This window comes from Kribbella caucasensis (assembly GCF_004361855.1).
Lineage (GTDB): Bacteria > Actinomycetota > Actinomycetes > Propionibacteriales > Kribbellaceae > Kribbella > Kribbella caucasensis.
The window spans coordinates 16,736-43,223 of the sequence record NZ_SNWQ01000036.1; the positions used below are offsets into that span (position 1 = coordinate 16,736).

The 26,488-nt window shown below is 67.7% G+C and carries 27 protein-coding genes; 17 read left to right on the top strand and 10 right to left on the bottom strand.

The window, feature by feature from the left end:
* Positions 1-16: 16 nt before the first annotated feature.
* The 3 genes from EV643_RS40480 to EV643_RS40490 are packed head-to-tail and all read left to right on the top strand — an operon-like array spanning position 17 to position 2,702.
* Positions 17-808 carry a phosphatase PAP2 family protein gene (locus tag EV643_RS40480; RefSeq protein WP_133805542.1) on the top strand — a complete coding sequence of 264 codons (792 nt, stop codon included), beginning with the start codon at positions 17-19 and terminating at the stop codon, positions 806-808.
* A 10-nt stretch (positions 809-818) separates the two neighbouring features.
* Entirely contained in the window at positions 819-1,622 is an 804-nt protein-coding gene (locus EV643_RS40485; RefSeq protein WP_133805543.1) for a patatin-like phospholipase family protein, read from the top strand.
* Positions 1,623-1,664: 42 nt separating this feature from the next.
* A complete protein-coding gene (locus EV643_RS40490) occupies positions 1,665-2,702 on the top strand; it encodes a zinc-dependent alcohol dehydrogenase (RefSeq protein ID WP_202869990.1) in 1,038 nt (345 codons plus the stop codon).
* Here EV643_RS40490 and EV643_RS40495 read toward each other — a convergent pair whose 3' ends face one another.
* The 3 genes from EV643_RS40495 to EV643_RS40505 form a co-directional block, all read right to left on the bottom strand.
* Positions 2,703-3,035: an LLM class flavin-dependent oxidoreductase gene (locus EV643_RS40495; RefSeq protein ID WP_133805544.1), complete on the bottom strand. Its 333-nt coding sequence runs from the start codon at positions 3,033-3,035 to the stop codon at positions 2,703-2,705.
* 64 nt (positions 3,036-3,099) lie between these two features.
* On the bottom strand, positions 3,100-3,744 hold the full coding sequence (locus EV643_RS40500; protein ID WP_133805545.1) for a nitroreductase family protein: 645 nt from the start codon (positions 3,742-3,744) through the stop codon (positions 3,100-3,102).
* Positions 3,745-3,748: 4 nt separating this feature from the next.
* The gene (locus EV643_RS40505; protein WP_202869991.1) at positions 3,749-4,888 is read right to left on the bottom strand and encodes an LLM class flavin-dependent oxidoreductase; all 1,140 of its coding nucleotides are present in this window, start codon (positions 4,886-4,888) and stop codon (positions 3,749-3,751) included.
* A gap of 17 nt (positions 4,889-4,905) precedes the next feature.
* On the opposite strand from EV643_RS40505, the gene EV643_RS46610 reads away from it, so the two are divergent.
* On the top strand, positions 4,906-5,040 hold the full coding sequence (locus tag EV643_RS46610) for a hypothetical protein (protein ID WP_255513089.1): 135 nt from the start codon (positions 4,906-4,908) through the stop codon (positions 5,038-5,040).
* A 25-nt stretch (positions 5,041-5,065) separates the two neighbouring features.
* Here the strand turns inward: EV643_RS46610 and EV643_RS40515 are convergent, their stop codons facing one another.
* The 7 genes from EV643_RS40515 to EV643_RS40545 form a co-directional block, all read right to left on the bottom strand.
* Positions 5,066-6,259, bottom strand: a complete 1,194-nt coding sequence (locus EV643_RS40515) for an acyl-CoA dehydrogenase family protein (protein WP_133805546.1) — start codon at positions 6,257-6,259, stop codon at positions 5,066-5,068.
* Positions 6,256-7,245 carry an LLM class flavin-dependent oxidoreductase gene (locus EV643_RS40520; RefSeq protein WP_133805547.1) on the bottom strand — a complete coding sequence of 330 codons (990 nt, stop codon included), beginning with the start codon at positions 7,243-7,245 and terminating at the stop codon, positions 6,256-6,258. Before EV643_RS40520 ends, EV643_RS40515 begins: the two co-directional genes overlap by 4 nt.
* On the bottom strand, positions 7,242-8,486 hold the full coding sequence (locus EV643_RS40525; protein ID WP_133805548.1) for an LLM class flavin-dependent oxidoreductase: 1,245 nt from the start codon (positions 8,484-8,486) through the stop codon (positions 7,242-7,244). The genes EV643_RS40520 and EV643_RS40525 overlap by 4 nt, the downstream gene beginning before the upstream one ends.
* Before the next feature lie 91 nt (positions 8,487-8,577).
* Positions 8,578-10,821 carry a dipeptide ABC transporter ATP-binding protein gene (locus EV643_RS40530; protein ID WP_133805549.1) on the bottom strand — a complete coding sequence of 748 codons (2,244 nt, stop codon included), beginning with the start codon at positions 10,819-10,821 and terminating at the stop codon, positions 8,578-8,580.
* The gene (locus EV643_RS40535; RefSeq protein ID WP_133805550.1) at positions 10,818-12,527 is read right to left on the bottom strand and encodes an ABC transporter substrate-binding protein; all 1,710 of its coding nucleotides are present in this window, start codon (positions 12,525-12,527) and stop codon (positions 10,818-10,820) included. Before EV643_RS40535 ends, EV643_RS40530 begins: the two co-directional genes overlap by 4 nt.
* A gap of 82 nt (positions 12,528-12,609) precedes the next feature.
* The gene (locus EV643_RS40540; protein WP_133805551.1) at positions 12,610-13,293 is read right to left on the bottom strand and encodes a nitroreductase family protein; all 684 of its coding nucleotides are present in this window, start codon (positions 13,291-13,293) and stop codon (positions 12,610-12,612) included.
* Between the two features lie 81 nt (positions 13,294-13,374).
* Positions 13,375-13,935: an NADPH-dependent FMN reductase gene (locus EV643_RS40545; RefSeq protein ID WP_133805552.1), complete on the bottom strand. Its 561-nt coding sequence runs from the start codon at positions 13,933-13,935 to the stop codon at positions 13,375-13,377.
* A 128-nt stretch (positions 13,936-14,063) separates the two neighbouring features.
* Here EV643_RS40545 and EV643_RS40550 point away from each other — a divergent pair, with 128 nt between their 5' ends.
* From EV643_RS40550 to EV643_RS40605, 13 genes are all read left to right on the top strand, one after another.
* Positions 14,064-14,435 carry a winged helix-turn-helix transcriptional regulator gene (locus EV643_RS40550; RefSeq protein ID WP_133805553.1) on the top strand — a complete coding sequence of 124 codons (372 nt, stop codon included), beginning with the start codon at positions 14,064-14,066 and terminating at the stop codon, positions 14,433-14,435.
* 353 nt (positions 14,436-14,788) lie between these two features.
* On the top strand, positions 14,789-14,863 hold the full coding sequence (locus EV643_RS47135) for a putative leader peptide (protein WP_370452436.1): 75 nt from the start codon (positions 14,789-14,791) through the stop codon (positions 14,861-14,863).
* A 112-nt stretch (positions 14,864-14,975) separates the two neighbouring features.
* Entirely contained in the window at positions 14,976-15,923 is a 948-nt protein-coding gene (locus EV643_RS40555) for an amino acid ABC transporter permease (protein WP_133805554.1), read from the top strand.
* Positions 15,920-16,672 (top strand): amino acid ABC transporter ATP-binding protein, encoded by a 753-nt coding sequence (locus EV643_RS40560; RefSeq protein WP_133805555.1) that lies wholly within the window; start codon positions 15,920-15,922, stop codon positions 16,670-16,672. The genes EV643_RS40555 and EV643_RS40560 overlap by 4 nt, the downstream gene beginning before the upstream one ends.
* Positions 16,673-16,675: 3 nt before the next feature.
* The gene (locus EV643_RS40565) at positions 16,676-17,194 is read left to right on the top strand and encodes a transporter substrate-binding domain-containing protein (RefSeq protein ID WP_133805556.1); all 519 of its coding nucleotides are present in this window, start codon (positions 16,676-16,678) and stop codon (positions 17,192-17,194) included.
* 9 nt (positions 17,195-17,203) lie between these two features.
* Positions 17,204-18,157: an ABC transporter substrate-binding protein gene (locus EV643_RS40570; RefSeq protein ID WP_133805557.1), complete on the top strand. Its 954-nt coding sequence runs from the start codon at positions 17,204-17,206 to the stop codon at positions 18,155-18,157.
* An 8-nt stretch (positions 18,158-18,165) separates the two neighbouring features.
* A complete protein-coding gene (gene ssuE / locus EV643_RS40575) occupies positions 18,166-19,224 on the top strand; it encodes an NADPH-dependent FMN reductase (RefSeq protein ID WP_133805558.1) in 1,059 nt (352 codons plus the stop codon).
* Positions 19,221-20,345 carry an LLM class flavin-dependent oxidoreductase gene (locus EV643_RS40580; RefSeq protein WP_133805559.1) on the top strand — a complete coding sequence of 375 codons (1,125 nt, stop codon included), beginning with the start codon at positions 19,221-19,223 and terminating at the stop codon, positions 20,343-20,345. The genes ssuE and EV643_RS40580 overlap by 4 nt, the downstream gene beginning before the upstream one ends.
* Complete coding sequence (locus tag EV643_RS40585) at positions 20,342-21,658, top strand: NtaA/DmoA family FMN-dependent monooxygenase (RefSeq protein WP_133805560.1); 1,317 nt, start codon at positions 20,342-20,344, stop codon at positions 21,656-21,658. The genes EV643_RS40580 and EV643_RS40585 overlap by 4 nt, the downstream gene beginning before the upstream one ends.
* The gene (locus EV643_RS40590) at positions 21,655-23,547 is read left to right on the top strand and encodes an FAD/NAD(P)-binding protein (protein WP_133805561.1); all 1,893 of its coding nucleotides are present in this window, start codon (positions 21,655-21,657) and stop codon (positions 23,545-23,547) included. Before EV643_RS40585 ends, EV643_RS40590 begins: the two co-directional genes overlap by 4 nt.
* Entirely contained in the window at positions 23,537-24,649 is a 1,113-nt protein-coding gene (locus EV643_RS40595) for an LLM class flavin-dependent oxidoreductase (RefSeq protein ID WP_133805562.1), read from the top strand. The genes EV643_RS40590 and EV643_RS40595 overlap by 11 nt, the downstream gene beginning before the upstream one ends.
* Positions 24,646-25,425, top strand: a complete 780-nt coding sequence (locus EV643_RS40600; RefSeq protein ID WP_133805563.1) for a DUF1684 domain-containing protein — start codon at positions 24,646-24,648, stop codon at positions 25,423-25,425. Before EV643_RS40595 ends, EV643_RS40600 begins: the two co-directional genes overlap by 4 nt.
* Complete coding sequence (locus tag EV643_RS40605; RefSeq protein ID WP_133805564.1) at positions 25,422-26,465, top strand: LLM class flavin-dependent oxidoreductase; 1,044 nt, start codon at positions 25,422-25,424, stop codon at positions 26,463-26,465. The genes EV643_RS40600 and EV643_RS40605 overlap by 4 nt, the downstream gene beginning before the upstream one ends.
* Positions 26,466-26,488 lie beyond the last annotated feature (23 nt).

A 26,488-nucleotide genomic window follows, 5' to 3' on the forward strand; every position in this document is an offset into this window, starting at 1 on the left:
AGAAAGGCGGCTCCGCATGCGAACGACGAACTCGGCCAGAACCGACACCATCGGGCTCGTCGACGCTGCGGAGCCGTCACGCAAACGGGCCCTCGCCACGCTGCCCGCCGTACGGCAGGTGCTGCGCGAAATTCTGCTGCTCGGATCGATGTACGTCGTCTACAGCATCGGCCGGATCTATGCGGCCAAGCACAGCGCGTCGGCGTTCGACAACGCGCACCGGCTGGTCCACTGGGAACGCGAGCTGGGTCTACCGAGCGAGGCAGCCCTGCAGCACTCATTCCTCCAGCTTCCCCATCTCCCCCAGGCCGCCAACGCGTACTACGCCTACGTCCACTTCCCACTCACCGCACTCGTCCTGATCTGGCTCTCGGTACGGCGTCCCGCCGCTTACAAGAAGGTGCGGTCGACCCTGATGGCGCTCACCGGCCTCGCCCTGGTCGGGCACACCATCTTCCCGCTGGCACCGCCACGGATGCTGCCCAACCTGGGCTGGGTGGACACCGGCATCAGGTTCGGCCAGTCCGTCTACGGGCCGAACAGCGACACCGGGATGGCCAATCAGTTCGCCGCGATGCCAAGCCTCCACGTCGGCTGGGCCGCCTTGATCGCCATCGCGATGATCACAGTGACCCGCAGCCGGTTGCGATGGCTGTGGCTCCTGCACCCCCTGACCACGTTGGCGGTGGTCGTACTGACCGCCAATCACTACTGGCTGGACGGCCTCGTCGCGCTCACCCTGCTCATCTGCTGCCTGCTCCTGCCCAAAGGCATGCGATCCCCAGACCCACGACTACTCCACAGATAAGAGCCTTCAGATGCCCAAGCCGAAGCTGGCCTTCGTTCTGCAGGGCGGCGGCAGCCTCGCCGCCGGCCAAGTCGGGATGCTGCGTGCACTCTTCGAGGCAGGGATCCGCCCCGACCTGGTAGTCGGATCCTCCGCAGGCGCCCTCAACGCGGTGGCCTTCGCACAGAATCCCACCACAGCAGGACTCGACGAGCTCCAGGAGCTCTGGTCCCGGCTGCGGCGCAGCGACATCTTCCCGATCCGCCCCCGCCACCTGGTCCACGGACTGACCGGCCGGCGCACCGGCCTCGTCTCGCCCGATCGTCTTCGTGCCCTGCTGGCCAGCCGGATCGGAATCGGCCACCTGGAGGACGCCGAGATCCCAGTCCACGTCGTCACCACCGACGCCGCGACCGGCCGTCCGGCCGTGCTCTCGAGCGGTCCTGCCCTTCCGGCCCTCCTCGCCAGCGCCGCGCTACCCGGCATCTTTCCACCGGTCGAACTCGGCGGACGACTCCTGATCGACGGCGGAGTGGCTGCCGACATCCCGATCTTGCAGGCCGAGGAGTCGGGTGCAACCACCAGCTACGTACTGCCGATGGCATCGACTCCCCCAGCCCACGGAGCCGTCGACAACGCGTTGCTGGCCACCCGGCAACTGCTCAGCCGGATCACCGCCGACGACGTCGCCATGGCCCGCGGCCGGGTCCACCTCCTGCCGCCACCGGCAAGCGCAAGCGTGAGTCCGATGGACTTCCGGCAGAGCAGGCAGCTGATCCGCGACGGCTACGACACCACTCGGTCGTGGCTGTCGGCACACGTGGCAGCCGCCTGAGCATTCGTCACCACAACCCCACCTCACAAGGAGAGTTACACCATGACGATGAAATCCGTTCAGACCGGCGCGGTTGGCGCCATCGACGTCGTCGACCTCGAGCGACCGGCCCCAGGTCCCAACGACGTACTGCTGCGGGTCCGCGCCTGCGGCATCTGCGGCACCGACGCCACTTTCCTGCACATGGGCGGTGGACCGTTCGGTCCAGGCGGCCAGATGACCGCGGTGCCACTGGGCCACGAAGCGGCCGGTGAGATCGTCGACGTCGGAGCAGACGTGACCGGTCTGAAGGCCGGCGACCACGTGGTCGTCAATCCGCAGGCCGCGCCCTCGGGCATCATCGGCTGCGGTGGTGCGCTTGGTGGCATGCGCGAGTACCTCCTCATCGAGAACGCGGTCGTCGGCGAGAGCCTGGCGCTGATTCCAGACTCGGTGCCCTTCGAAGTTGCCGCGCTCAACGAACCGATGGCGGTCGCCCTGCACAGCGTCAACCGCTCCGAAGCCCGCCCCACCGACAAGGTCGTCGTCTTCGGAGCCGGGCCGATCGGCCTCGGTGCCGCCATCTGGCTGAAGCTTCGCGGCGTCCAGCACGTCGTCGTCGCCGACGTCATTGCGTCGCGCCTCGAGACAGCACTCGCGGTCGGAGCCGACGCCGTCATCGACTCCTCCCACGAAGACATCACCGCGCGGCTGACCGAACTGCACGGCCAGGGCGCCAACGCACTCGGCCAACCCCGCCCCGGCACCGACATCTACATCGACGCCGCCGGCGCGCCCGCCGTATTCAACACCACACTCGCATCGGCCAAGTGGCACGCCAAGCTGGTCATGGTCGCCGTACAGAAGAAGTCCGAAACCGACCTCGCCGCCATGCTGCGCAGCGAGCTGACCCTGATCGCCTCCATGGGCTACCCGACCGAGATCTTCGAAGTGACGCCGCAACTGGCCGAACACTCCGAACGCTTCGCCCGACTGATCAGCCATCGCGTACCGTTCTCGAACGTCGCCGACGCGTACGACCTCGCGACGACACCGGGTGCGGCCGAGAAGGTGATCGTCACCTTCGACGACGATATCTGATCAAGAGCTGGCCAGGTAAGCGAGTACATCGGTCAGGGCATCAGCGCCGGTGACAAGTTCAGGGGTCGGGGCGACATAGAGAAGGATGGACGTGACGCCGGTCTGGCGGAACGCGGCGATCTGCTGCCGGCAATCGTCAGGAGTGCCGTGGAGCCACGGACCGTCGACGATCTCGTCCGGCAGCGCTTGCCCGGCACCCTCGACGTCGCCGGTGTCGAATCGCCGACGTGACTGCGCCAGAGCCTCGCCCCGGCCGAGCCAGGCGTGGAAGGCACAGTACGGCGGCTGGTTCGTGATCCACCCTAGGAATCTGCCCGTCTCCAAGGCCGCCATCGCGCTCAACAGCCTCGCCGCGGGAACCAACCGCGGCAAGCTCGTACTAGCTCTTTGAGCTGGATCACCAGGCGTCGAAGTGCAGGATGTCGTCGAGCGGTTTCCGGGCGGCGGGCTTGAAGCTTGTTCCGATCGAGTACGCCGTCGGAATCAGCACCGCCTGCCGGAGGTCCTCCGGCAGGCCGAGCAACTCGCTGATTTCCCGCTCATACCTCAGATGCAACGTGGTCCACGCCGTACCCAACGCGCGCGATCTCGCCGCCAGCATGTAGCTCCAGGCGGCCGGCAGGATCGAACCCCACAACGCCGCCTGATTTCCCTCAGGCAGCGATGCGGCCGGAATGCACGGGATCACCAGGACCGGCACCTGCCCCATCCGCTCTCCCAGGTACGCCGAACTGCTCCGCACCCTGCGTTGCACGGCCACACGCTCGGGATCGCCTTCGGTCACCTTCCCGGCAGCATCCGAATCGGCGAAGTACTTCTCCAAGGAACGCTGGTAGTACTCCCCGATCGCCGCCCGCTTCTCCACCTCCGTGATCACCATCCAGTGCCAGGTCTGACCGTTGCTTCCGGATGGCGCTTGTACGGCGATCTCGATGCACTCGCGGATCAAGTCCAGCGGAACCGGTCGCTCCAGATCCAAGCGCTTGCGAACCGTGCGTGTTGTCGTGAGCAACTGGTCAGGCGGAAGTTCGAGTGTCGACATCGTCTCAGCCTGCCACGGTTGCGTTATCGGTATGGCCTTGTCCGCGATGCGGCACACCCAAGCGGTCGCGCAAGGTGGAGCCCTGCTGGGCCTGTTCGTGCCAGCCGAGCAGGCCGGCGACTTCCGTTGCCGCCTGCAACAATCGGTGGTGTTCGTCGAGCGGCGGCACACCGGGCACGAAGCTGCCCAGCAGATCGGTCACGTGCTCGAGTGCCGGATCAGCGGCCAACAATTCGGCGATGCCCTCAGACGCCCCGAGCAGCGCGTTGTCCTGCACGAGGAACTCCTCGACGCTCAACTCAGGCAAGCCGCGGCGGGACGCGATCCACGACTGCCACCGACTGGATCCTGGCGCGACCGCGGCCACCGCCGCCGCCCGATCCGGATGCGGATAGATCGCGCGCGAGACCTGCACGCGCGGCGTGACCTCTGGATGCGCTGCGGAGTGGGCCTCCCGAAAGGCCGCGACGATCTCTGCCTGCCGCTCAGTGGTCTGTTGCCGGTTGAACGCGGTGGCCCGCGAGAGCTGCAACCCGTCGCCCGCACGACCTGCCGCCTGAGCGGACGCGATCGCGACCGCCGGATCGGACGATGTCGCCTGCCACAGCCGGCGGCGCAGATCACGGGCCGGCGGATGCAGTACTTCGCCCAGGCTGTTCACCGGATGGCCGGAGAACAAGCGGTGCAGGCTGGTCACGCCCGCGTCGTACAGCTTGTGCCGATCCGCGAGGTCCTTGCCGAAGGCCTCCCAGGCGCCGGGGAACGGGCCCGAGCCGACGCCGAACTGCAGCCGGCCGCCGCTGAGTTCGTCGAGGGTGGCAGCCGCTTCGGCGACGACCAGCGGATCCTCGAGAGGTAGGACGTACACGCCGGTGCCGAGGTGGATCCGGCTGGTGTGTTCGGCGATCGCGGCCAGGAGTACGAGCGGCGCCGAGACGTGCTCGTTGCCCTGCCGGAAGTGCCGGTGGATCACCCATCCGGAGTCGTAGCCGAGCTCCTCCGCAGCCCGGAACAGCTCGATCGCCTGCCGGTACGCGGGCGCCGGGGCGCTGTCGTTGTCGAGATGCAGCAGGAAGCCCAGCCGGAACGGCCGGCCGTCGCCCGCCCCGGCCCCGATCCGGCTGACGGTCACGGCATCACTCACAGCTTCAACCCCGTGCCGTGAATGCCGTGCTCGTCCACCAGAGCCAGTTCGTCGTCGGTCAACTGTGGGAAGCTCAGCGCCTGCAGGTTGTGGTCGAGCTGGGTCGGCTGCAGCGAGGGAGTGTCCCGACCGGTGTCGCGCTCGGCGGCTGAGGTCGAGTGCCATGGAGCCTTTCGTTCAGAAGAGACCAGACGTCGGCGGTTCGTCGCCGGTCAGGTGGAAGCCGCCGACGACCGCGGCCTTCCAGTTGCGTGGGTTGTGGTTGGCAACGGTCCGGGCATTGCGCCAGTGCCGGTCGAGCGCCGTACCGCGGTCGGTCGCCGAACCACCGCCGACGTCGAAGGCGAGCTCGGCCGCGCGGAGCGCCGATTCCACGGCGATGTACTGCGCCTGGGCCACGGTGAGCGCGGCTCGGGCACCGGCAGCACGGACCTCGTCGTCGGAGGCGGCCGGGACCGCGCCCAGCTCCTCGGCCGCGAGCAGGACGACAGCACGTGCGGCATTGGCCCGAGCGGCGATCTCGCCGACGACGTGCCGCACGTACGGATCGTCGACCGCGCCGTCCGCCGTACTGTGCTTGATCGGCCGCGCCTTCTCCCGCGCGAACCTGACCGCATCGTCGAACGCGGCTCCGGCGATACCGGCCTCGATCGACGCGAGGTACAGCTGCGCGAACGACCCCTGCCATGGGTTGCGCGGCGGCGCCTCGTCCGCCCGGATCACCTCGTCGGGATAGACCCGTACGTCGTTGAGCCGCGTCGTCCCGCTCGCGGTCAGCCGTTGCCCGATCGCGTCGAAGTCGTCCAGCCGCTCGACACCTTCACGATCGGTCGGAACCGTGAACCGGACGATCTTGCCGTCCTCGTCCGTCGCCGTACCACTGAACCACTGGGCGAAGAGGCCACCGGTCGAGTAGTACTTGGCGCCGCTCAGCACCTCGCCGTCGTCCTTGCGGAGCAATCTGGTCGCGACCGCACCGGCCGCGCCGCCGCGCTCGTTGCTGGTGCCGGCGAACAGGTCGCCGTTGCGTAGCCGCGCCAAGGTGCGTTCCCGATGTGGGAGGTCCTGGCGAGCGATCACGCTCGCGGCCGTGCGGAAACTCGAACGCAGCGCCTGGGCGACGTTGGAGTCAGCGCGCGCGATCGCGATGACGAGATCCACCACATCGCGCAACGTGCCGCCGGCGCCACCGTCGTCGACCGCGATCCCCGTCAGTGTGATGCGATGCTCGGCCAGCGCCCGCACCTCCTCGTACGGGTAGTCGCGCGTGGCCTCACGATCTCCCGCGGTCGCCGCAAGGCGCTCGAGAATCGGCGCGATCCCCGCCCTGATCCCCGTTACAGTGACGTGCAGCTCCGGAGCGGCCGTCATGCGACGCTCTCCCGCTGGTCCGCGGTACGAACCGCGACCGGTGACAGGCCGAGCGCCTCTCGCAGAGTGCCGGTCGGCCTGGGTGCGACAAGCCGCGACACGGTGTTCTCGATCAGGGCGAGTAGTTCGTGCGTCGAGCCGTTCACCGTCAGTACCAGTCCGTCGAGCGACTGGGTAGCGACCCGGCCGTAGAGCCAGTCCGCGTCGACTGCGGGCGGCACCTGGATTCGGCCGAGCAATGCGACTTCGGCTCGCGTCCGCTCCACTCGCTCGAGCTCGGCGGTGAGTGCGGCATCGGCGAGCGGTGCCGCGGCAACGTCGACGACGACAGCGTCGGCATGGCCTACCACGCAGGCGATCTCCGCGGCGTCGGTGACCGCTGCGACCTGTACCGGCCGGCCCTGCACCGACGACGGGCCGTCGAGTGGACCGGAGACTCGATAGAACCGGCCGTCGAATCCGGCGGGGCGGATCAACTCGTCGCGGACGAAGATCGCCGAGTGCTGATCCCCGACGAGCGCCTCGGCCGGGAACGAGTCCCACAGCCGGCGGAGGATCTCGGCGTACTCGCACCAGCGCTGTCTCGGATCACGCGCCGAGGGGTCAGGTACGACGGCGATCGTCACCTCGTCGCCCTCCCCCGGCCGCAGCACCAGCCCGGCCCGGCCGCCGGTGGCACGGTCGATCGAGAGGATCCGGCGAGCCAGGTTGTACGGAGCGTGATGAGTAGTCGGCACGTCCGCCAGATAGCCCAGGGCCGACGTCCCCCCGGCGAGGAACGACACGACTACGGTGGGATCGAGTACGGCGAAGCCTGGTGCCGCGTCGAGCAGCCGCAGACCAGCGACTCCGGCGGCCTCGGCGACCTGCGCGATCCGGACGGCATCGGTCAGGCTGGTCACCAGCGGCGCGTCCGGCCCGCGACCGACATCGTCGACCAACCGGCCGACCGCAAGTTCCAGCAGGATCGGAGTCGTGGTACTCATCGGGCCGCCTCCAACGGAGCTCGATCCCACACACCCTGGGGTACATCCGGTCCTCCGAGACCGAGGTGGTCGCGCAGCGTCGTACCGGCGTACTCATGGCGGAACAGACCACGCCGTCGCAGCTCCGGGACGACCTGCTCGACGAAGTGGTCGAATCCCGACGGCAGTACGTCGGGCATCACGTTGAAGCCGTCCGCGGCGCCGGCCAGAAACCAGCGCTCGATGTCGTCGGCGATCTGCTCCGGAGTTCCGACCACGATCCGATGACCGCCACCGCCACTCAACTTCTTCAGCAGCTGCCGCAGGGTCGGGTTCTCGCGGTCGATGATGCCCTTGACCATGCGATAGAACGTCTGGGAGCCACCCGCCTCGTCCGGCTCGACCAGCAGCTCAGCCGGGATCGGCGCATCGTCGTCCAGCCCGTCGAGGGAGAACCCGAGCTGACCGGCGAGCCGGCCGCGGGCATAGGCATCGGGCAGCACCTCATCCAGCAGCTCACGCCGTTGCCTCGCCTCGGCCTCGGTGCTGCCGACCACGGTCGACAGACCTGGGAGTACGACGACGTCCTCGGGCCGGCGTCCGAAGTCGGCGGCACCGGCGCGGATCTCGTCGCGGAAGGCGCGCGCGTGTTCGAGGTCCTGGTCGGCGGAGAAGATCACCTCCCCCACGCGAGAGGCGAGCCGGCGGCCGTCACTGGAACCGCCCGCCTGCACGACGACCGGGCGACCTTGTGGTGAGGCATGCTCGGTTCGCTCCGCCCACGTCGCGACCACCTGCTCCACGAAGTCGGCCGCGCGGCGGTACCGCAGCGCGTGGTCCGGCTCCCCGTCACGCCCGAAGTTGCGGGCGGCAACAGGTCCAGCGGTGGTGACAACGTTCCAGCCCACGCGTCCGCCGGAGACGTAGTCGAGGTCGGCGACCCGGCGAGCGAGTTCGACCGGGTCGTTGTACGACGACGACAGCGTGCCGATGAGTCCGATCCGCTCGGTCTGCGCGGCGATCCGCGCGAGTACCGTCGTGGGCTCGAGGTTGTTGCCCGGGCGGTGGCGGACCTGCGGGTCGAGCACCGGTCCGTCGGCGAGGAAGATCGCGTCCAGTTGCGCCGCCTCGGCCTTCTTCGCGATCTCGGTGTAGTGGTCGATGGTGTAGCTGGCGGTGGCGTCGGTTCCCGGGAAGCGCCAGGAGCCGCCGAACACGCCGGCGTTGAGGATGTTGACGTTCAGGTGCAGTTCACGGCTCATGTCTGAGCTCCTTCAGGCGTTGCGGTGCCGTTGACGAGATAGGCCCCGATCCCCCGGGGCTTGTAGATCCACCCGTTGCCGTCGACAACCATCACGCGGATTGCTCGGCCGGGACGTCGTACCGGCGTTCTCCGGGGATCGCGTCCAGGAGCACGCGGGTGTACGCGTGCGCCGGCGATCGCAGTACCTGGTCGGCCGGACCGGACTCGACCACCACGCCGTCCTTCATCACCGTCACGTCATCCGCGATCTGCTGGACGACTCCGAGGTCGTGGGTCACGAAGACATAGCTGAGGCCAAACTCCGCTTGCAGGTCGACCAGGAGCTGTAGGATCTGCGCCTGTACGGACACGTCCAGCGCGCTGACCGCCTCGTCGAGGACGAGGATCTCCGGGTTCAACGCGAGCGCCCGGGCGATCGCGACACGTTGCCGCTGTCCGCCGGACAGTTGCTCCGGCAACCGATCCAGGTACTCGTCGTCCAGGGAGACCGCCTGGAGCAGTTCACGCACCCGGGCACGGAAAGCCGACTTCCCGCCGGGGTACCGGAAGGCACGGAGAGGCTCGGCAACGATCCGGCTGACGGTGAACCGCGGATCCAGCGAAGTGAACGGATTCTGGAACACGAACTGCAGCCGTCGGCGAAGCTCGCGCAGGCGGCCGTGGCTGAGCCCGGTCAGCTCGTCGTCACCGACGTTCACCACACCCGTGTCCGGGGAGACGAAGCCCGCCAGGATGCTCGCCAGCGTGGACTTTCCCGCGCCGGATTCCCCCACGACCGCGTGCGTCTTCCCGGTCCGGACGGCGATGCTGACGCCATCCAGCGCGCGTACGACGTGCACCCCGCCGCCGGCCCGGACGGTGTAGTGCTTGCGCAGGTCGTGAGCCTCGATCGCCACACGCGGAACGACCGTTGCCGCGGCCCACTTGTGTGGCGTCAGGCGGCCCGGGCCATGCGCGGCCGCCAGCAGCCGGCGTGCGTACTCGCTCCGCAACGGCCGGTCGACCAGCTCTTGAGCCGCGCCCTCCTCGACGATCTCGCCCTCGCGCATCACCAGGATGCGATCGGACCGATCGAGGGCCACGCCGAGATCGTGCGTGACCAGCAGGACGCCGAGTCCGAGGCTGCGGCCGAGCTCGCTCAGGTGGTCGAGAATCACCCGCTGCACGGTGACATCGAGGCCGCTGGTGGGCTCGTCGGCCAGGATCAGCTTGGGCTTGCCGGCCAGCGCGATAGCGATCAACGCACGCTGTTTCATGCCACCGCTGAGCTCGTGCGGGTACTGCTCGAACAGCCTCTCCACGTCCTTCAGCCCCGCGGTGCGCAGGTAGTCCAGCGCTTCGTCGCGGTGGCGGTCGGCGTCGCCGCGGCCCGGGTTGTTGAACCGGACGGCCTCGACCACCTGCCGGCCGATCTTCTTCGTCGGGTTCAGCGCGGTCCCGGGATCCTGGGGAACGAACCCGACGTAGTTGCCGCGGACCCGCGTCATCCGCTTGTCGGACCAGTTCGTGACGTCGACGCCGGAGTACGCGATCGTGCCACCGCGGATCCGCGCGGACTCCGGCAACAGGCCGAGTGCGGCCTGAATCAGCGTCGACTTGCCGCAGCCCGACTCGCCCACCAGCGAGACGAATTCACCGGGCGCGACCGTCACGCTGACTCCGTCGACGATCGCACCACGCGGGGCGCCCTTCGCCCGGCTGGTGGTCACGTAGCCGGCGCGGAACTCGCTCGCGAAACTCCGCACCAGCAGCTGCGTGATCGGTCCGGAGACCGGGATCGCCAAGGTGACGATCGGCAGAACGAGACTCTTCACGCCGGAGTTCCCGAATGACGGGAACCACCCCAACCGGAACGAGAACACCTGCAGGAAGATCACCCCGAGCAGGAACACCGGAACCGACACCGATGCCGAAGGCAACGACTCGACGGCCTCCCGGAGCCAGCGCCGGCGGGTCGTGGTCGCGACGACCGCGATCACGAAGGCGAACAGCAGAGCCAGCAGCAGTGCACCCGTCGCGAGGATCAGCGTGCTCGGCAACGAGTCGAAGATCGCCGCGTCCACGGCACGCCCGGACTGCACCGACGTACCGAAGTCCCCACGCACCGCGTGCCCCAACCGGTCGAGGTACTGCACCACGACCGGCCGGTCGAAGCCGTAGCTATGAGCGACCTGCTCACGGACCTCCGGCGGAATGCTGTTGATCTCCGCCGGATCGAAGAGCAGGTCGACCGGGTTGGCGGGGAACACGAACAGCAGCACGAAAGTCACCGTGAACGCGGCCCACACCACGAACAACGCCCGCCCGACCTTGACCGCCACGTAGCGGATCATTTGATCTTCCAGGCGTCCACGAAATGGTTCCGCGACTGCGCGTCGAAGACGATGCCATGGACGTACGGCGCGTGCGCGATCACCTGCGACGGGTTGTACACCGGGTTCGCGAGCGCGTACTTGTCGACGATCAGGTCTTGCGCCTGCTTCGCGTAGGTCTTGCGTTCCGCGGGGTCGAGGGTCGAGTCGAGCTTGTCGAGGGTCGACACGATCTCCGCGTACCCGGGGAAGTTCTGCGGCAGGTACGAGCCGTCGTCCGCCTGCGGGCTGTACGCAAGCCGCAGTACGCCGGGGTCGTTGCGAGACCGGTTCGCGGCCTTGACGTTCCACTTGGTCTTCGCCTTCGCCTGCTCGGCGGCCCAGTCCGCAAGCGGAAGCACAGTCAACTGAACGTCGATGCCGATCTTGCGCAGGTCCTGCTGGATCGACTCGTACGCCGGCTTGTTGGCGACCAGGTTGTTGATACCGACAAGCTTCACGACCAGGCGCTGCCCGTTCTTCACCCGCACGCCGTCCGGACCCGGCACCCAGCCGTCCGCGTCCAGGAGCCGCTTCGCCTCGTCCGGGTCGTACTTGAGCGCCGTACCGCTGTAGTCCACGAACCCGGGGACCGAGTCGGCGAGGATCGACCCGGCGATCGAGTAGGACTTCGTCAGCACGGTCTTCTCGATGGACTCACGGTTCCAGCCGCGCTGGATCGCCTTGCGGACCGTGGGATCGTTGGTCGGGAACAGCGAGGTGTTGAAGTCCCAACGGATCGCCGTACCGGACACCTGGCGGGAGATGATCGTGAAGCCGGCGGCCTTCAACGGCTCCTCGTCGGTCGTGCCGACATCGAGCGTCGCATCGATGGTGCCCGACTTGAGCGACCCGGTCCGCACGCTGGCCTCGGGGATCGTGTTGAAGACGACCTTGTCGAGGTACGCCGGGCCCTGGTGATGGAGCGCCGGCGGCGACCAGTTGTAGTCCTTGCGCTTCACCAGCACCGTCTTGACCTGCTCCTGCCACGACTCGTACACGAACGGGCCGGTGCCGATCACGTTCTTCGGGTTCGTCCGCTCGTCCGCGCTCTTCTTCAAGGTGGACAACGCCAGGAATCCCGGCTGGGCGTTCGCGGTGAACGACGACGCCTGCAGGAAACTGGCGTTCGGCTTGGCGAAGCGCACGACGGCAGTGAACTCGTCCGGCGTCGCGGTGCCGACGTACCCGTTGAACAGCGACGCACCGCTGGCGACGATGCCGAGCTTGGGATCGCCGTGCACGTACTGGTCGAAGTTGGCCTTCACCGCCGCCGCGTTGAACGGCGTGCCGTCGCTGAAGGTCACGTCGTGACGCAGGTGGAAGGTGAACTCGGTCAGCTCCTTGTTGTACGACCAGGACTCCGCCAGCCACGGCGTGATCTCGCCGGTCTTCGGGTCCTGCCAGGTGAGTTTGTCGGTGATGTTGTTGCCGATGATCGACTCGGCATAGTTGGTGCCCCACTGCGGATCCGGACTGCGCTGATAGGCGAGCAACGCGAACTCCAGCGTGCCGCCCGCGACAGGCTTTCCATCCCCCTGCGCGGACGCCACGTCACCACCGCCGGACGCCACCGCCCACACCACGCCGAGCGTGGCGATCAACACCACGGCAACGCCTCCAGCCACCCACGGCCACCTCCGCCGGGGCCCACCTGCCTGCTCGATCGAGGTCAACGAGTCGGTCATCATGATTCCTCAATGTCTAGTTCTTCAGTAGACATAGTAGGAAAGATGGCAGCTGTGCAGACCGCCGTCCACGCCTCGGACGTCAGCGCAACTCGAAGCCACGTGACCGGAGAGCCGCGCGGAGATGTTCGCGACCCTTCAGGCCGGCCGTCGTGCCGAAGCGGGTGAGGCGTGGCTTGACAGCCGTCGCGTCGAAGCGGTCAGGGTGGCCAACGGTCAGGCCGAAGACCGGGAACACGTTCGGCGGGAGGCCGAACTCGTCGACGACATCGAGTGGGCGGTTGCGAATCGCACCGACGAAGACCGTGCCGAGACCGAGCGATTCGGCAGCCAGCGCGGCATTTTGCGCCGCCAGCGACACGTCCACGAACGCCAGCAGCGCCGCCTCGACGAAGTCGGCGGCCTCGGCGGTTGCGGCTCCGAGCTCGGTGGTGATGTGCCGTGCCCTGGCCAGGTCGGCCAGCCAGATCAGGAACAGCGGCGCCTGTGCGATGAACTCCTGTTCGCCGGCCAGCTTCGCCAACCGCGTACGGCGCGCCTCATAGCGCACTGCCACCACGCTCCACAACTGCAGATTGCCCGACGTAGGAGCCGACTGCGCCGCCGCGATCAACGCGGTCAAGGTGTCGTCCGGCACCGGATCCGGCCGATACGCCCGCACCGACCGGTGACCGAGTTGCTGCGCCAGTACGTCGTTCCACGCTGCCGGCGGCGCGAACGACGTACTGGTTCCATAGCGCAAGCGGTAGGCGACATCGGGGTCCATGGCATCTCTCGCTCTCATTGAGGTCCGAAGAACCATTGAGCCTTATGTCGACCACCCGAGTAGACAATGCTCACATAGTGATCAGCCCTGCCGGACGACCGCGAGAGCGTTGGACCAGGCAACGACCTGGTCGAGAAGCTCCCCGAGTGCATCGACCTGCCGCGGCTCCGGGCGGAGGGTGGTGAAGTTCTCGAAGTCGGTGTAGAACGACAACGCCACCTGCCCGCGGACGGTCGCCAACTGCAGCTCCGCCGCGATCAGCCGCAGGTGCTCGACCGCCCGCGCCGCGCCGACGACGCCATACCCGACGAAGCCGGCCGCCTTGTTGTTCCACTCGCGGTAGAGATAGTCGATCGCGTTCTTCAGCGCACCCGGCGTGGAGTGGTTGTACTCCGGCGTCACGAACACGTACCCGTCGAACCGGTCGATCGTCTCCGACCAGCGCCTGGTGTGCTCACCGGCGTACTGACCGGCCGACGCCGGCAGCGGCTCGTCCAGGTGCGGCAGCGGGTGGTCGAGCAGATCCACCAGCTCGAACTTGGCGTCGCTCCGCGTCGACGCATGCTCCAGAACCCACCTCGCCACTGCCTCCCCGTGCCGCCCCGGACGGGTGCTCCCGACGATGATCGCGATGTTCGTCATGGCCTTTCCACCTTCTGTCATGATCGATCCCGAGCGGACCGTCGACAGATGCCAACCAGCGCGGAACGCCTTCCATACCGGCTTCGGCACACGCACTATTCAGTGCGTCAGGCACGCGGAGGGAAGAAATGGAACGAGACGACGCGACCGGCCTGTGCACCACCGATGCGTCCCGGCAGTACACGAAAGAGGTGCTCCGCCGGGTCGGTGACACCTGGTCGCTGGCGACGATCGCTCGACTCACCGACGGTCCACACCGATTCACCGAGCTGATGAAGGACCTGCCCGGCATCTCCCACCGGATGCTCACCCAGACACTGCGATCGCTGCAGCGCGACGGCCTCGTCAGCCGGACCGCGTACGCCGAGGTCCCGCCCCGGGTCGAGTACGCCCTCACGCCCCTCGGCCACTCGATGCTGGAACCACTCACCGAACTCACGAAATGGGCCGAGGACACGCTCGACCAGGTCGCCGACCACCGCCGCACGTTCGACACCTGAATCTCGACATCCCGGCCAGCTGACGCCCTGCACAAGGCAGGACCGCGCCCCGGCGCCCGCGGTCCCGCCTGGTGAACGGGGCCGATGGCAACAAAGGCCGGAGCGCGATCCTGCTCGTGGTGTGACCCCGCCGGGTACGGACGGGGTCGCTACCCAAAGTCTACTGAACCAATAGACATTCCCACCGACATCTCAGCGGGCGAGACCAGCCTTGGGCGTGCAGGCTTCCCGCCTCGCGGGACCTGTATAGGCCGTCCATATATTGAGAGGTTTGTCGACCAAGTTACTGAACTTTCAAAGTCGACCCATACTGGATTCACCGATCGATTCAGGAGCGACCGAGGAGGACGCGGATGACACGCGAGTTGCCGTACTACCGCCTCCACATCGACCTCCTGCGCGTCTCCAGCGCTCTCTGTCTGCGCTGACCCGACAGCACCTTCCGTACGACGGCGTCCGGCCACCGGACGTCTGCCGCGCCGTGCCCGCATCCGCGTCGTACGAGCGCCCGCGAAGCCTGCCCACCGCCAGGGAGAACCCGTGTCGACCACCTCGCTCACCTCCGCACCGCATGCCGCCGACCCGCCGCAAACCGCCGTACCGGACGATGCCGATCTGCCGGTGGTCGGGCGGCGGCATCCGTGGCGGTGGGCCGGCGTCGCCGTCGTACTCGTGCTGCTCGCGATGTTCGTGCACGGCCTGGCCACCAACCCCGGCTGGGACTGGCCGACGTTCTTACAGTTCGTCACCACCCGGACGATCTTCTCCGCGCTCTGGGTGACCATCCAGCTGACCGTGTACGGGACGGTGCTCGGATTCACGCTCGGTGCGGTGATCGCGACGATGCGGTTGTCGACCAGCCCGTTCCTGCAGGTAGTCGCCTGGGGCTACATCTGGGCGTTTCGCTCGATCCCGCTGATCGTGCAGTTGCTGTTCTGGTTCAACATCGCCTACCTGTACCAGGAGCTGAGCCTGGGCATCCCGTTCGGCCCGGAGTTCGTGCAGTTCAGCACCAACAACCTGTTCGGCGCGCTCGGTGCGGCGGTGCTCGGGCTGGCGCTGCACCAGGCCGCGTACGCCGCCGAGATCATCCGCGGCGGCATCATCTCGGTCGACCAGGGCCAACTGGAGGCCGCCGCCGCACTGGGGATCCCGAGGCTGCGGCAGTTCTTCCGGATCGTGCTCCCGCAGGCGATGCGCTCGATCCTGCCGAACGGCGCGAACGAGGTGATCAGCCTGTTCAAGGGCACTTCGATCGTCTCGGTGATGGCGATCCCGGAGCTCTTCTACCAGGTCCAGGTGATCTACGGCCGCAACAGCCGGGTCGTCCCGCTGCTGATGGTCGCGACGGTCTGGTACATCGTCCTGACCACACTGCTGTCCGTTGCTCAGTTCTACGTCGAGCGCCATTTCGCCCGCGGTACGGCGCGTGAGCTGCCGCCCACTCCATGGCAGCGGGTACGCCGTACCTGGAGAGCGGCCCGATGATCGACGTCAGGGGTGTGCACAAGAGCTTCGGGGAGCTCGACGTACTCAAGGGTGTGGATCTTGAGGTGCGGGCCGGGACGGTCACGGTGATCCTCGGACCGTCCGGCTCGGGGAAGTCCACCTTGCTGCGGTCGATCAACCATCTCGAGAAGGTGGATCGCGGGCTGATCCGGATCGACGGTGAGCTGATGGGCTACCGGCGGCGCGGGAACAAGCTGCACGAGCTGCGCGAACGGGAGATCCTGCGGCAGCGCTCACAGGTCGGGTTCGTGTTCCAGAACTTCAACCTGTTCGGTCACCTCACCGTCCTGCAGAACGTGGTCGAGGCACCGGTCTCCGCCCAACGCCGCAAGCGCGGTGAGGTCGAGCCGCTGGCCCGCGAGCTCCTCGACCGGGTCGGGGTCGGCGACAAGGCCGACGCGTACCCACGCCAGCTGTCCGGTGGGCAGCAGCAACGCGTCGCGATCGCTCGCGCGCTGGCGCTGCGGCCCAAGGTCCTGCTGTTCGACGAACCCACCAGCGCACTCGATCCCGAGCTGGTCGGCGAGGTCCTCGACGTGATCAAGGAGCTCGCCCGCGACGGCGCCACCATGGTCGTCGTCACCCACGAGATCGGCTTCGCCCGGGAGATCGCCGACACGGTGGTGTTCATCGACGGCGGCCGGATCGTCGAGTCCGGTCCTCCTCGCGAGGTACTCGACAACCCCGTCCACGAGCGCACCCGCGCCTTCATCTCCAAGGTTCTCTGACTGATGAAACGACTCCTGATCGCTGCCGCTGCTCTCCTGCTCCTCAGCGGTTGCGGCGCCGAGCCCACGCAAGTCGCCGCCGACACCGGTATCAACACCTCGGCCGAGCAGAACCGCGTCACGACGACGAAGAACGAGGCCGCCGCGGCGCTGCTGCCGGCCAAGGTCCGCGAGCGCGGCACGCTGATCGTCGGCGCCGGCTTCGGCAGTGGCAACGTCCCGCTCGGATTCCTTGCCGATGACAACAAGACGCCGATCGGCCTGGAGGTCGACATCGCCTACCTGGTCGCCGGGGCGCTCGGGCTGAAGGCCGACATCCAGGTGACCAGCTGGGAGAACCTGTTCATCGGCCTGGACTCGGCCAAGTACGACGCCGGGTTCTCGAACATCACGGTGACCGAGAAGCGCAAGCAGAAGTACGACTTCGCCACCTACGCCAAGGTGCTGGAGCGCTGGAACGTGTCGAGCGAGGCGGTCGACAAGTCCGAGGTCAACCCACCCGGCCTTCCCCTGACGAGCTGAGGAACCACGATGAAAAGACTTTGGATGATCGGTGCGGCCCTGCTGTTCTCTGTGGCTTCCTGCACGGATCCACAGACCAGTGCGGGCCCGGATACCTCGGCGGTCGCATTCGATACGTCGGCCAATCAGCAGCACATCACGTCGGCCAAGGTTGACCGCATCGCGGCCGAGTTACCGGCCGCCGTACGGGAGAGCGGAACGCTTGTCGTCGGCAACGGTTCGGCCGGTGGCGGGTTGCCGCCACTCGGGTTCACCGCGGACGACAACAAGACACCGATCGGGGTCGAGATCGACATCGCCCACCTGGTCGCGAGTGTGCTCGGCCTCAAGGCGGAGATCCAGACCACCAGCTGGGAGAACCTGTTCCTCGGCCTCGACTCCGGCAAGTACCAGGTCGGCATCTCCAACATCGGGGTGTCCGAACTGCGCAAGGAGAAGTACGACTTCGCCACCTACCGGCTCGGCCTGCACGCGTTCGAGGGGAAGTTGGGCTCCGGCCTGAAGCTCAACGGTCCGGCGGACATCTCCGGCAAGACGATCGCGGTCGGTTCCGGCACGTTGCAGGAGGCGATCCTGCTCGACTGGAACAAGCAGAACGCTGCCGCCGGCCGCAAGCCCGCGAGCCTGAAGTACTACCAGCAGGCCTCGGACACGTACCTCGCGCTGGAGTCCGGCCGGATCGATCTCTACCTCGGCCCGAACCCGAACGTCTCGTACCACGTGGCGACCCAGGGCAAGACCGAGATCGTCGGCACGGTCTCGTCCAGCTACCCGGTCCAGGGCCTGGTCGGGATCACCACCAAGAAGGACAACGGCCTGGTCAAGCCGCTCGCGGACGCACTGAACGCGGCGATCGCGGACGGCAGCTACGCGAAGGTCCTGAAGAAGTGGGGCCTGGACGCGGAGGCAGTGCCGAAGTCCCTGATCAACCCGCCCGGCCTTCCGAAGGACAAGCAGAAGTAGGAGAACGCATGGCGACCATCGCAACCATCTCCAGCAGCCCGTCCGAGATATCCCGCACTGACGCAGTCCTCGAGTATGTGACCAAGCGACTGCTCAGCCACGGTCACACCGTCACCCCGATCGTCCTGCGTGACCTTCCTGCCGAGCCATTGCTGCGTGGGCGCACTGACGATCGCGATATCGCTTTGGCTGTCAAGGTTCTGGAGGCCGCCGACGCCGTCGTGGTGACCACGCCTGTCTACAAGGCGGCGTACTCAGGGCTTCTCAAGGTGTTCCTCGACCTGTTGCCGCAGTACGCGCTGAAAGGCAAGGCGGTGTTGCCGTTGGCAACGGGTGGTACGCCGGCGCACGTGCTGGTGATCGACTATGCGCTCCGGCCGGTGCTCACCAGTCTCGGTGCCGGGGCGATCGGGCAGGGCTGGTTCGTCCTGTCGTCCCACGTTCGTCTGTACGACGGGGGTGGGCTATTGCTTGACCCGGCTGCGTCCGTGCCGCTCTACCAGGTGACCGAGGCGTTCCTCGCCACCGTCGAGGGCAGCAGCCAGCCGGTCGAGAGTGTGCCGGTCCAGCTCGCCGGGATCGAGGCGGTACGAGTTCGCCCGGACGATCCCGAGGCGGCGCCGCTGCTTGCCGATCTGGTCGTCGAGTACAGCACTCGGTACGGCCGGACCAATGAGAACACCCAGCTCACCGAGGTCCCGCCGTCCGACTTCCACCCCGAGCGCGGTGGTGCCTTCGTCCTGCTCCGGCACGGCGGCCAAACCGTTGCCGGCGGCGCCATTCGCCGGTACGACGACCAGACCGCCGAGGTGAAGCGGATGTGGACCTCGCAGCTGCACCGTCGACAGGGACTGGGTCGTCGGGTCCTCGCGGAGTTGGAGGCGGCCGCGATCGAGCTCGGCTACCGCAAGCTCTATCTGACCACCGGGCCGCGGCAACCGGAGGCGGCCGGGCTGTATCTGGCGGTCGGGTTCGAGCCGCAGTTCGACAGATCGGCCGACCCGGAGACGATCGGCCCACTGCCGTTCACGAAAGACCTGTCTGTTGCTTTGAAGGTGGCATCATGAGCCGGCGGCTGATCACGGCGATCGAGATCGACGGGGCCGGCGGGCATCCGGCCGCATGGCGTGGGTCGGAGGTGGACCCGGCCGCGATCCTCACCGGTGAACTCGCCCTGCGTGCGGCCCAACGCGCCGAGGCGGCCGGAGTCGACCTCGCGACCTTCGCCGACGCGCTGGAAGCGCCGGCAGACGTCGCCGATCGAGTGAGCGTGCGCCTGGACGCGCTCGGTCTGGCGGCCCGGATCGCACCGGCGACCGACCGGATCGGACTGCTGCCGACGATCACCGTCACGCACACCGAACCGTTCCACGTGCAGGCCTCAGTTGCCACCCTCGACTACGTCTCATCCGGCCGCGGCGGCTGGGTCGCGGACGTATCGTCATCCGCCGAGGCGGCCGCGGTGATCGGCCGCCGCGAACCGGCCCCTGCCGCCGACACCTGGCGAGAGGCCCGGTACGTCGTCGACGTCAGCAGACACCTGTGGGACTCCTGGGAAGACGACGCGATCATCCGAGACTCCTCCACCGGCCGCTTCATCGACCGCGACCGCATCCACTACGTCGACTTCGAAAGCCCCACCTTCATCATCAAGGGCCCATCGATCGTCCCGCGTCCACCCCAGGGCCATCCGATCACCGCCGTACGCCTGAATGTGCCGGAGGCGCTGGAAGCGGCCGCCGAAGCCGACCTGGTGCTGCTGCCGGGGGTCGCGGAGCTGGGTGAGCGGGTAGCCGCGATCCGAGCCGCGGCTGAGGAGCAGGAAGGCGGGAGACCGCGAGGCGGTCAAGCGGGCCCAGCATCTCCACGCATCTTGGTGTCCGTGGGGGTGTTGCTTGACGAGGATCCGGCGGCTGCGGCTCTGCGGGCTGACGGCGCGATCCGCCTTGACCACATCGGTGGGGTTGAGCGGCTGGCTGACCTGATCGGGGAGTGGGCCGAGGCGGGGGTGGATGGGGTGCACTTGCGGCCGGCTTCGCTGGAGGTCGACGTACCGGTGATTGCCGACCGGCTGGTTCCGTTGCTGCGGGCAAGGAAATTGATCGGGCCGGTGGGGCGGCCGGGGACGTTGCGGAACCGGCTCGGGCTACGGCGGCCGGCGAACAGGTATGCGGAGAGCGAGCAATGACCAAGCAGATTCATCTCGCGGCGCACTTTCCGGGAGTGAACAACACCACCGTGTGGTCCGACCCGGAGTCCGGCTCGCAGATCGACTTCGCGTCGTTCAAGCATCTGGCCGAGACGGCTGAGCGCGGGACGTTCGACTTCTTCTTTCTGGCCGAAGGGCTGCGGCTGCGGGAGGTGAAGGGGAAGATCCACGACCTCGACGTGGTCGGTCGGCCAGAGTCCCTGACGGTGCTGAGTGCGCTGGCCGCGGTCACCCGGCAGCTCGGCCTGGCGGCGACGGTGAACTCGACGTTCAACGAGCCGTACGAGTTGGCCAAGCGGCTCGCCACCCTCGACCACCTGTCCGGCGGACGCGCGGCCTGGAACGTGGTGACGTCGTGGGACGCGTTCACCGGCGAGAACTTCCGCCGCGGCGGCTATCTGGACAAGGCGGATCGGTATGTCCGCGCGCAGGAGTCGCTCCGGATCGTGCGGAAGTTGTGGGATTCCTGGACCGAGGACGATCTGGTCCTGGCCCAGGCGACCGGTGTCTTCGCCCGCGAGGGCGCTGGGGCTTTCGCGGACGAGGGCGCCCACTTCGACATCCGCGGCCGGTTCGGGTTGCCGCCTTCGCCGCAGGGTCGTCCGGTCGTCATCCAGGCCGGCGACAGCGATCAGGGCCGTGAGTTCGCAGCCTCGAGTGCAGACGTGATCTTCAGCCGGCACGGTACGTTCGAAGCCGGGCAGACCTTCTACAAGGACGTGAAGTCGCGGCTGGCCCGGTACGGGCGGAGCGAGGAGTCGCTGAAGATCATGCCCGCGGTCACGGTCGTCGTCGCCGACACCGACGCGGAGGCGGTCGAGAAGGCGCAACACATCCGCGAGCAGCAGGTGTCCGGCCCGACGGCACTCGTGCTGGCTGAACTCCTCTGGGGTCGAGACCTCTCGGCGTACGACCCGGATGGTCCGCTGCCGTCCGGAGATCCGGTCGTCGGGTCATCCGTGACCCAGGGGCGGGTCGGTTACAACGACCCGGCGCCGGTCGTGGCGGAGTGGCGAGCGCAGGCGGCGGCTCATGGCTGGTCGTTGCGCGAGACCGTGATCAACCAGCAGAACCGCCAGACCTTCATCGGCTCCCCGTCGACGATCGCCGAAGCGCTCAACCGGCATGTGCAGGAGGACGCAGCGGACGGCTTCGTACTCGTCCCGCACCTGACTCCTGGTGGCTTGGACGATTTCGTCGACCGCGTCGTACCGCTCCTGCGTGAGCGTGGCGTGTTCCGCTCCGAGTACGCCGGTACGACGTTGCGCTCGCATCTCGGGCTGTCGGCATGACTGTGGCTGATCTGCGGCGCTCCTGGGCTGAACCTCCAGCGACCATCGTGTTCGTCGGTGGTGGACCGCGCACGGTCGGGCTGCTCGAACGGTTTGCGGCGAGTGCCGACGAGTTGCTCGGCGGTCGTGCGGTGCACATCCACGTGGTGGATCCGTATCCGGCGGGCGGTGGCCGGATCTGGCGACGGGACCAGTCGCGGCTGCTCTGGATGAACTCGATGACGTCCGACGTCACGATCTTCACCGACGAGTCGGTCAAGTGCGAAGGGCCGATCGTCCCCGGCCCGGACCTCGCCACCTGGGTGGCCGGCGAGGGGGCGGTGATCCTGGAACGCGCCGGTCTGGAACCGGCAGGTCCGATGGACTTCCCGCCGCGACTGCTGCAGGCCGAGTACCTCGCCTGGGTCTGGGATCGGGTCGTCCGCGACCTCCCCGCGACCGTCACCACCCACCTAGAGCGTGCGGTCGAGCTGACGCCCGACCATCGCGTGATTCTTGCGTCGGGCAAGGAGATCGCAGCCGACATCGTGGTCCTTGCCCTCGGCTACCTCGACCGGTTGCCGACGGCCTCCGAAGCCGCCTGGGCCACCCGCGCGTCCGAAGCCGGATTGACGTACATCCCACCGGGCTACACCGCCGACGTCGACCTGAGCGACCTACGACCTGGCGAGAACGTCATCATCCGCGGGTTCGGCCAGGCGTTCATCGACCTGATGGTGCTGCTCACCGAGGGCCGCGGCGGCTGGTACGACGAGTGCGACGGCCTGCTCAGCTACCGCCCATCCGGCAACGAGCCGATCCTGTACGTCGGTTCGCGGCGCGGCGTTCCGTATCACGCCAAACTCGGCTACACCGTGGCCGGGACGAAGCCGGTGCCGACCCGCTATCTGACCAAGGCGGCATTGGATGCGCTCGGCGACGGAGTGCTCGACTTCCAGTCCCAGTTGAGTCCGTTGATCGACAAGGAACTGACGTTCGCCCACTATCAGCAGCTCTTCACTGCGCATCCGGAACGAACCAGGTGGTCGTGGCCGCGATTCGCCGCCGTCCTCGACAGGTGGTCGCCGAGGGAGTTCGAGGCCGCGGTGGAGGACGCCGTACCGGATCCTGCGGATCGATTCGTGCGGGCCGAGGTGGATCGGCCGCTGAGCGGGCGGTTCTTCGCGGATCGGGAGCGATTCGAGCAGGTCCTGGCCGGGGTGATCGAGACGGATCTGCTGCGGCGCGTGGATGCGTCGTACTCGGCCGATCTTGCCGTTTTCAACGCCCTGCTGAGCATTTACAGCGTGTTGTCGGTGGCGATCACCGAGGGGCGGTTGTCGGACGAGGATCGGGTCCGGCATGTGGAGACCGAGTGGCACGGGTTCTTCTCGTTCGTGGCGAGTGGACCACCGCCGCGCCGGCTGGAGGAGCTGCTCGCGTTGCATCGGGCCGGGATCGTCCGGTTCGCCGGGCCTGACCTTGACGTTGCTATTGACAACGATCAGTTCGTTGCCCGGAGCTCCGGTGTGGCCGCGGAGATCCGGGCTCGTGCGTTCGTCGAGGCCCGGTTGCCGCGTCCCGACGTACTGGCCGCGACCGACCCGTTGCTGCGCGGATTGCTGGCGTCCGGCGTACTGGCGGCCGACGAGTTGTTCGCTGCGGACGGCACGAGTCTCGGCGGCGGTCAGCTCAAGGCCGACTCGCAGTGCCGCGCGATCCGGGCCGACGGCACCGTCCACCCTTCACTGTTCCTGCTCGGGCCGTCGGTGTCCGGCTCGGCCGGGTCGTCGGGGTTCTCCCGGCCGCATTTCAACGGCGCCGGGTTCCAGCAGAACGACGCCGTCGCCAGGCACCTGCTGAAGCTTCTCGCACCCACCGTACGGAAGGAAGAACGTCATGCCAGTTGAGTTCCTGGGGATCGCCGGGACCAACCCGGCCAGCGAGGTCACACCGCGAAGCGGTGGCCCGCTGGACCTGGAGTACACGGCCAAGCTCGCCCGCGCCCACGAGGACAACGGGTGGGACCGGATCCTGTTCGCCTACCACTCGGGGTCGCCGGATCCGGCCCAGGTTGCGGCGTACGTCGCGGGCCGGACCGAACGGATCAACCTGGTGGTCGCGCACCGGCCGAACGTCGCCTACCCGACGCTGACCGCGAAGACTTTCGCGACGCTCGACCACATCAGCGGCGGGCGGTTCGAGGTGCACGTGATCACCGGCGGCTCGACCACGGACCAGGCCGCCGAGGGCGACTATCTGACCAAGGACAACCGGTACGGGCGGACGCGCGAGTTCATCCAGATCCTCAAACAGGCCTGGACTTCGAACGAGCGCTTCGACTTTCAGGGCGCCCACTACCGGTTCGAGCAGTTCGTCGCCGACATCAAGCCGCTGCAGCAGCCACGGCCGCAGATCTCGTTCGGTGGTTCGTCGGCCGCGGCGTACGCGGTGGGCGCGGCCGAAGCGGACATCTTCGCGCTCTGGGGTGAGCCGCTTGCCGGCACCCGGGACCAGTTGTCGACAATCGACACCGAGTCCACCAAGGCAGGCCGCGCGGACCGTCCGACGATCCAGATCGCCTTCCGGCCGATCATCGCGCCGACCGAGGAACTGGCCTGGGAAAAGGCCGAGAGCATCCTGGGCCGGATCAAGACCGTGCAGGCCGGCGGCGTCCCGCTGAACACGCGCCTGCGGTCGAAGACGCCGGAGAACGCCGGCTCACAGCGGTTGCTGAAGGCGGTCGAGGCCGGTGAGCGGCACGACCGGGCGCTCTGGACCGCGCCGACCGGGCTCACCGGTGGCGGCGGCAACTCCACCGCGCTGGTCGGTACGCCGGACACGGTGGCGGCCGCGCTCCTCGACTACTACGACCTCGGGATCCGGATCTTCTCCGCCCGCGGCTACGACATCTACGACGACGCGATCGACTTCGGCCGCTACGTCATCCCATTGGTCCGCTCCGAAGTGGCACACCGCGAGCAGACCACCCGAAAGGACCTGGCGTCATGACCGTTGTCAGCGATCTCGAGCAGGACTGGCAGACCTGGCACGCCGCCCGCGAACAGGACCTCGACACCGCCTACGGCTGGCTCAGCATCGTCGGGTTCGACTGGTTGCCCTCGGCACCTGGTCCGATCCGCGGTCTGCCGGGCAAGTGGTGGGCCGACGACGAGCGGGCGTACGTGAAGGCGGACGGCGAGCTGACCCTCGGCGGTGAACCGGTGCAGGGCGAGACGTCGGCGAGTGTGGCCGAGGCGGGCTCACTGAGTTGGCTGCTCTACGGCGACCGTCTCGCGGAGCTCGTGCTGCGAGGAGGACGGTACGCCGTTCGCCAGCGAGACCCACGTGCGTCGACCCGGCGTGGGTTCAGCGGTATACCGACGTACCCACTGAACCCGGACTGGGTGGTGAAGGCGTACTACACGCCGTACCCGGAGCCGGAGCGGGTGGAGGTCGCCACAGCACGCGATGACCTACGTCAGCACGTCACTGCGGTCGGCACTGTCCACGTGGCGCTGGGCGGGTCGGCGTACGAGCTGGTGGCGACGGCTGCCGGCGGTGGGCGGCTCACACTGTCGTTCCACGACGAGACCAACGGGGAGGAGACCGCTCCCTGGCGCACCGTGACTACAGGGGTCGTCGAGAAGGACCACTCGGTGGTGATCGACTTCAACCGCACCATCAACCTGCCGTTCGCCTTCACGCCGTACGGCACCTGCCCGGCCCCAGTCCCCGGCAACCGCCTCGCCCTCCCCCTCACAGCCGGCGAGAAGAAGGTCCGGTGAAGTTCTGCACGTACACGCTGATCGACAACTCCCCGGACCCGATCAGCGGAGTACAACTGACGCCGTACCAGCGGTTCCAGCATGTCGTGCAGCAGGCGCAATGGGCGGAGGAGCTCGGGTTCGACGCGTACGGCGTCGGGGAGCGGCACGCACAGCGGTTCATTTCGTCGTCCCCGCCGGTGGTGCTGTCCTACATCGCGGCGGTCACGTCGACGATCCGGCTGCTGACGACGGTGACCGTGCTGTCGCTGCTGGACCCGGTGCGGGTGGCAGAGGACTATGCGACGCTGGACCAACTGTCGGGTGGGCGGCTCGACATCATCATCGGGAAGGGGAACGACCCGGACCAGAACGCGCTGTTCGGGTACTCCCTGGAAGGGCAGTGGGACCGAAACCGGGAGAAGTACGAGCTCCTGCGGCGGTTGCTGCGAGAGACGGCTGTCACCTGGTCGGGCTCCTACCGTCCTGCGTTGGTGGAGGCGACGACTCGGCCCCGGCCTTATCGGGCCGATGGCATCCCGCTGTGGCACGGCTCGGCGTCGTCGACCGAGTCCACCGAGCTTGCGGCCCGCTGGGGTGACCCATTGTTCTCGGCGAACGGGTTCCATCCGTTGGAGAAGTACGCCCGGCTGATCCGGCACTACCGGGAGCAGTGGGAGGCGTACGGGCGTGATCCGGCCGACGCTGTGGTCGGGGCGGGGTTCAACGGGCTCTACGTGAAGGAGACCTCGCAGGAGGCGGTGGAGGGGTACCGGCCGATCTTCAACGCGTTCATGGACTCACCGGGCGCTCGGCACAACCAGTTGCCGTTCACCACGCTGGAGGAGTTCCTGGAGGGTGGGTCGGTGCTGGTCGGGTCGCCGGAGCAGGTCATCGACAAGTTCGGCCGCTACCAGGACGCCTTTGGCCACGAGCTGTCCGGCATCTCACTCGAGGTGGCCGGCCTCCCCGACGACGAGAACCGCGGATCGGTGGAGACGTTCGTCACAGAGGTGATGCCGGTACTGCGGTCGTCGTACCCAAGCAGGGTCTGGCGATAACCGTGCCTTGCTTCCCGGATGGA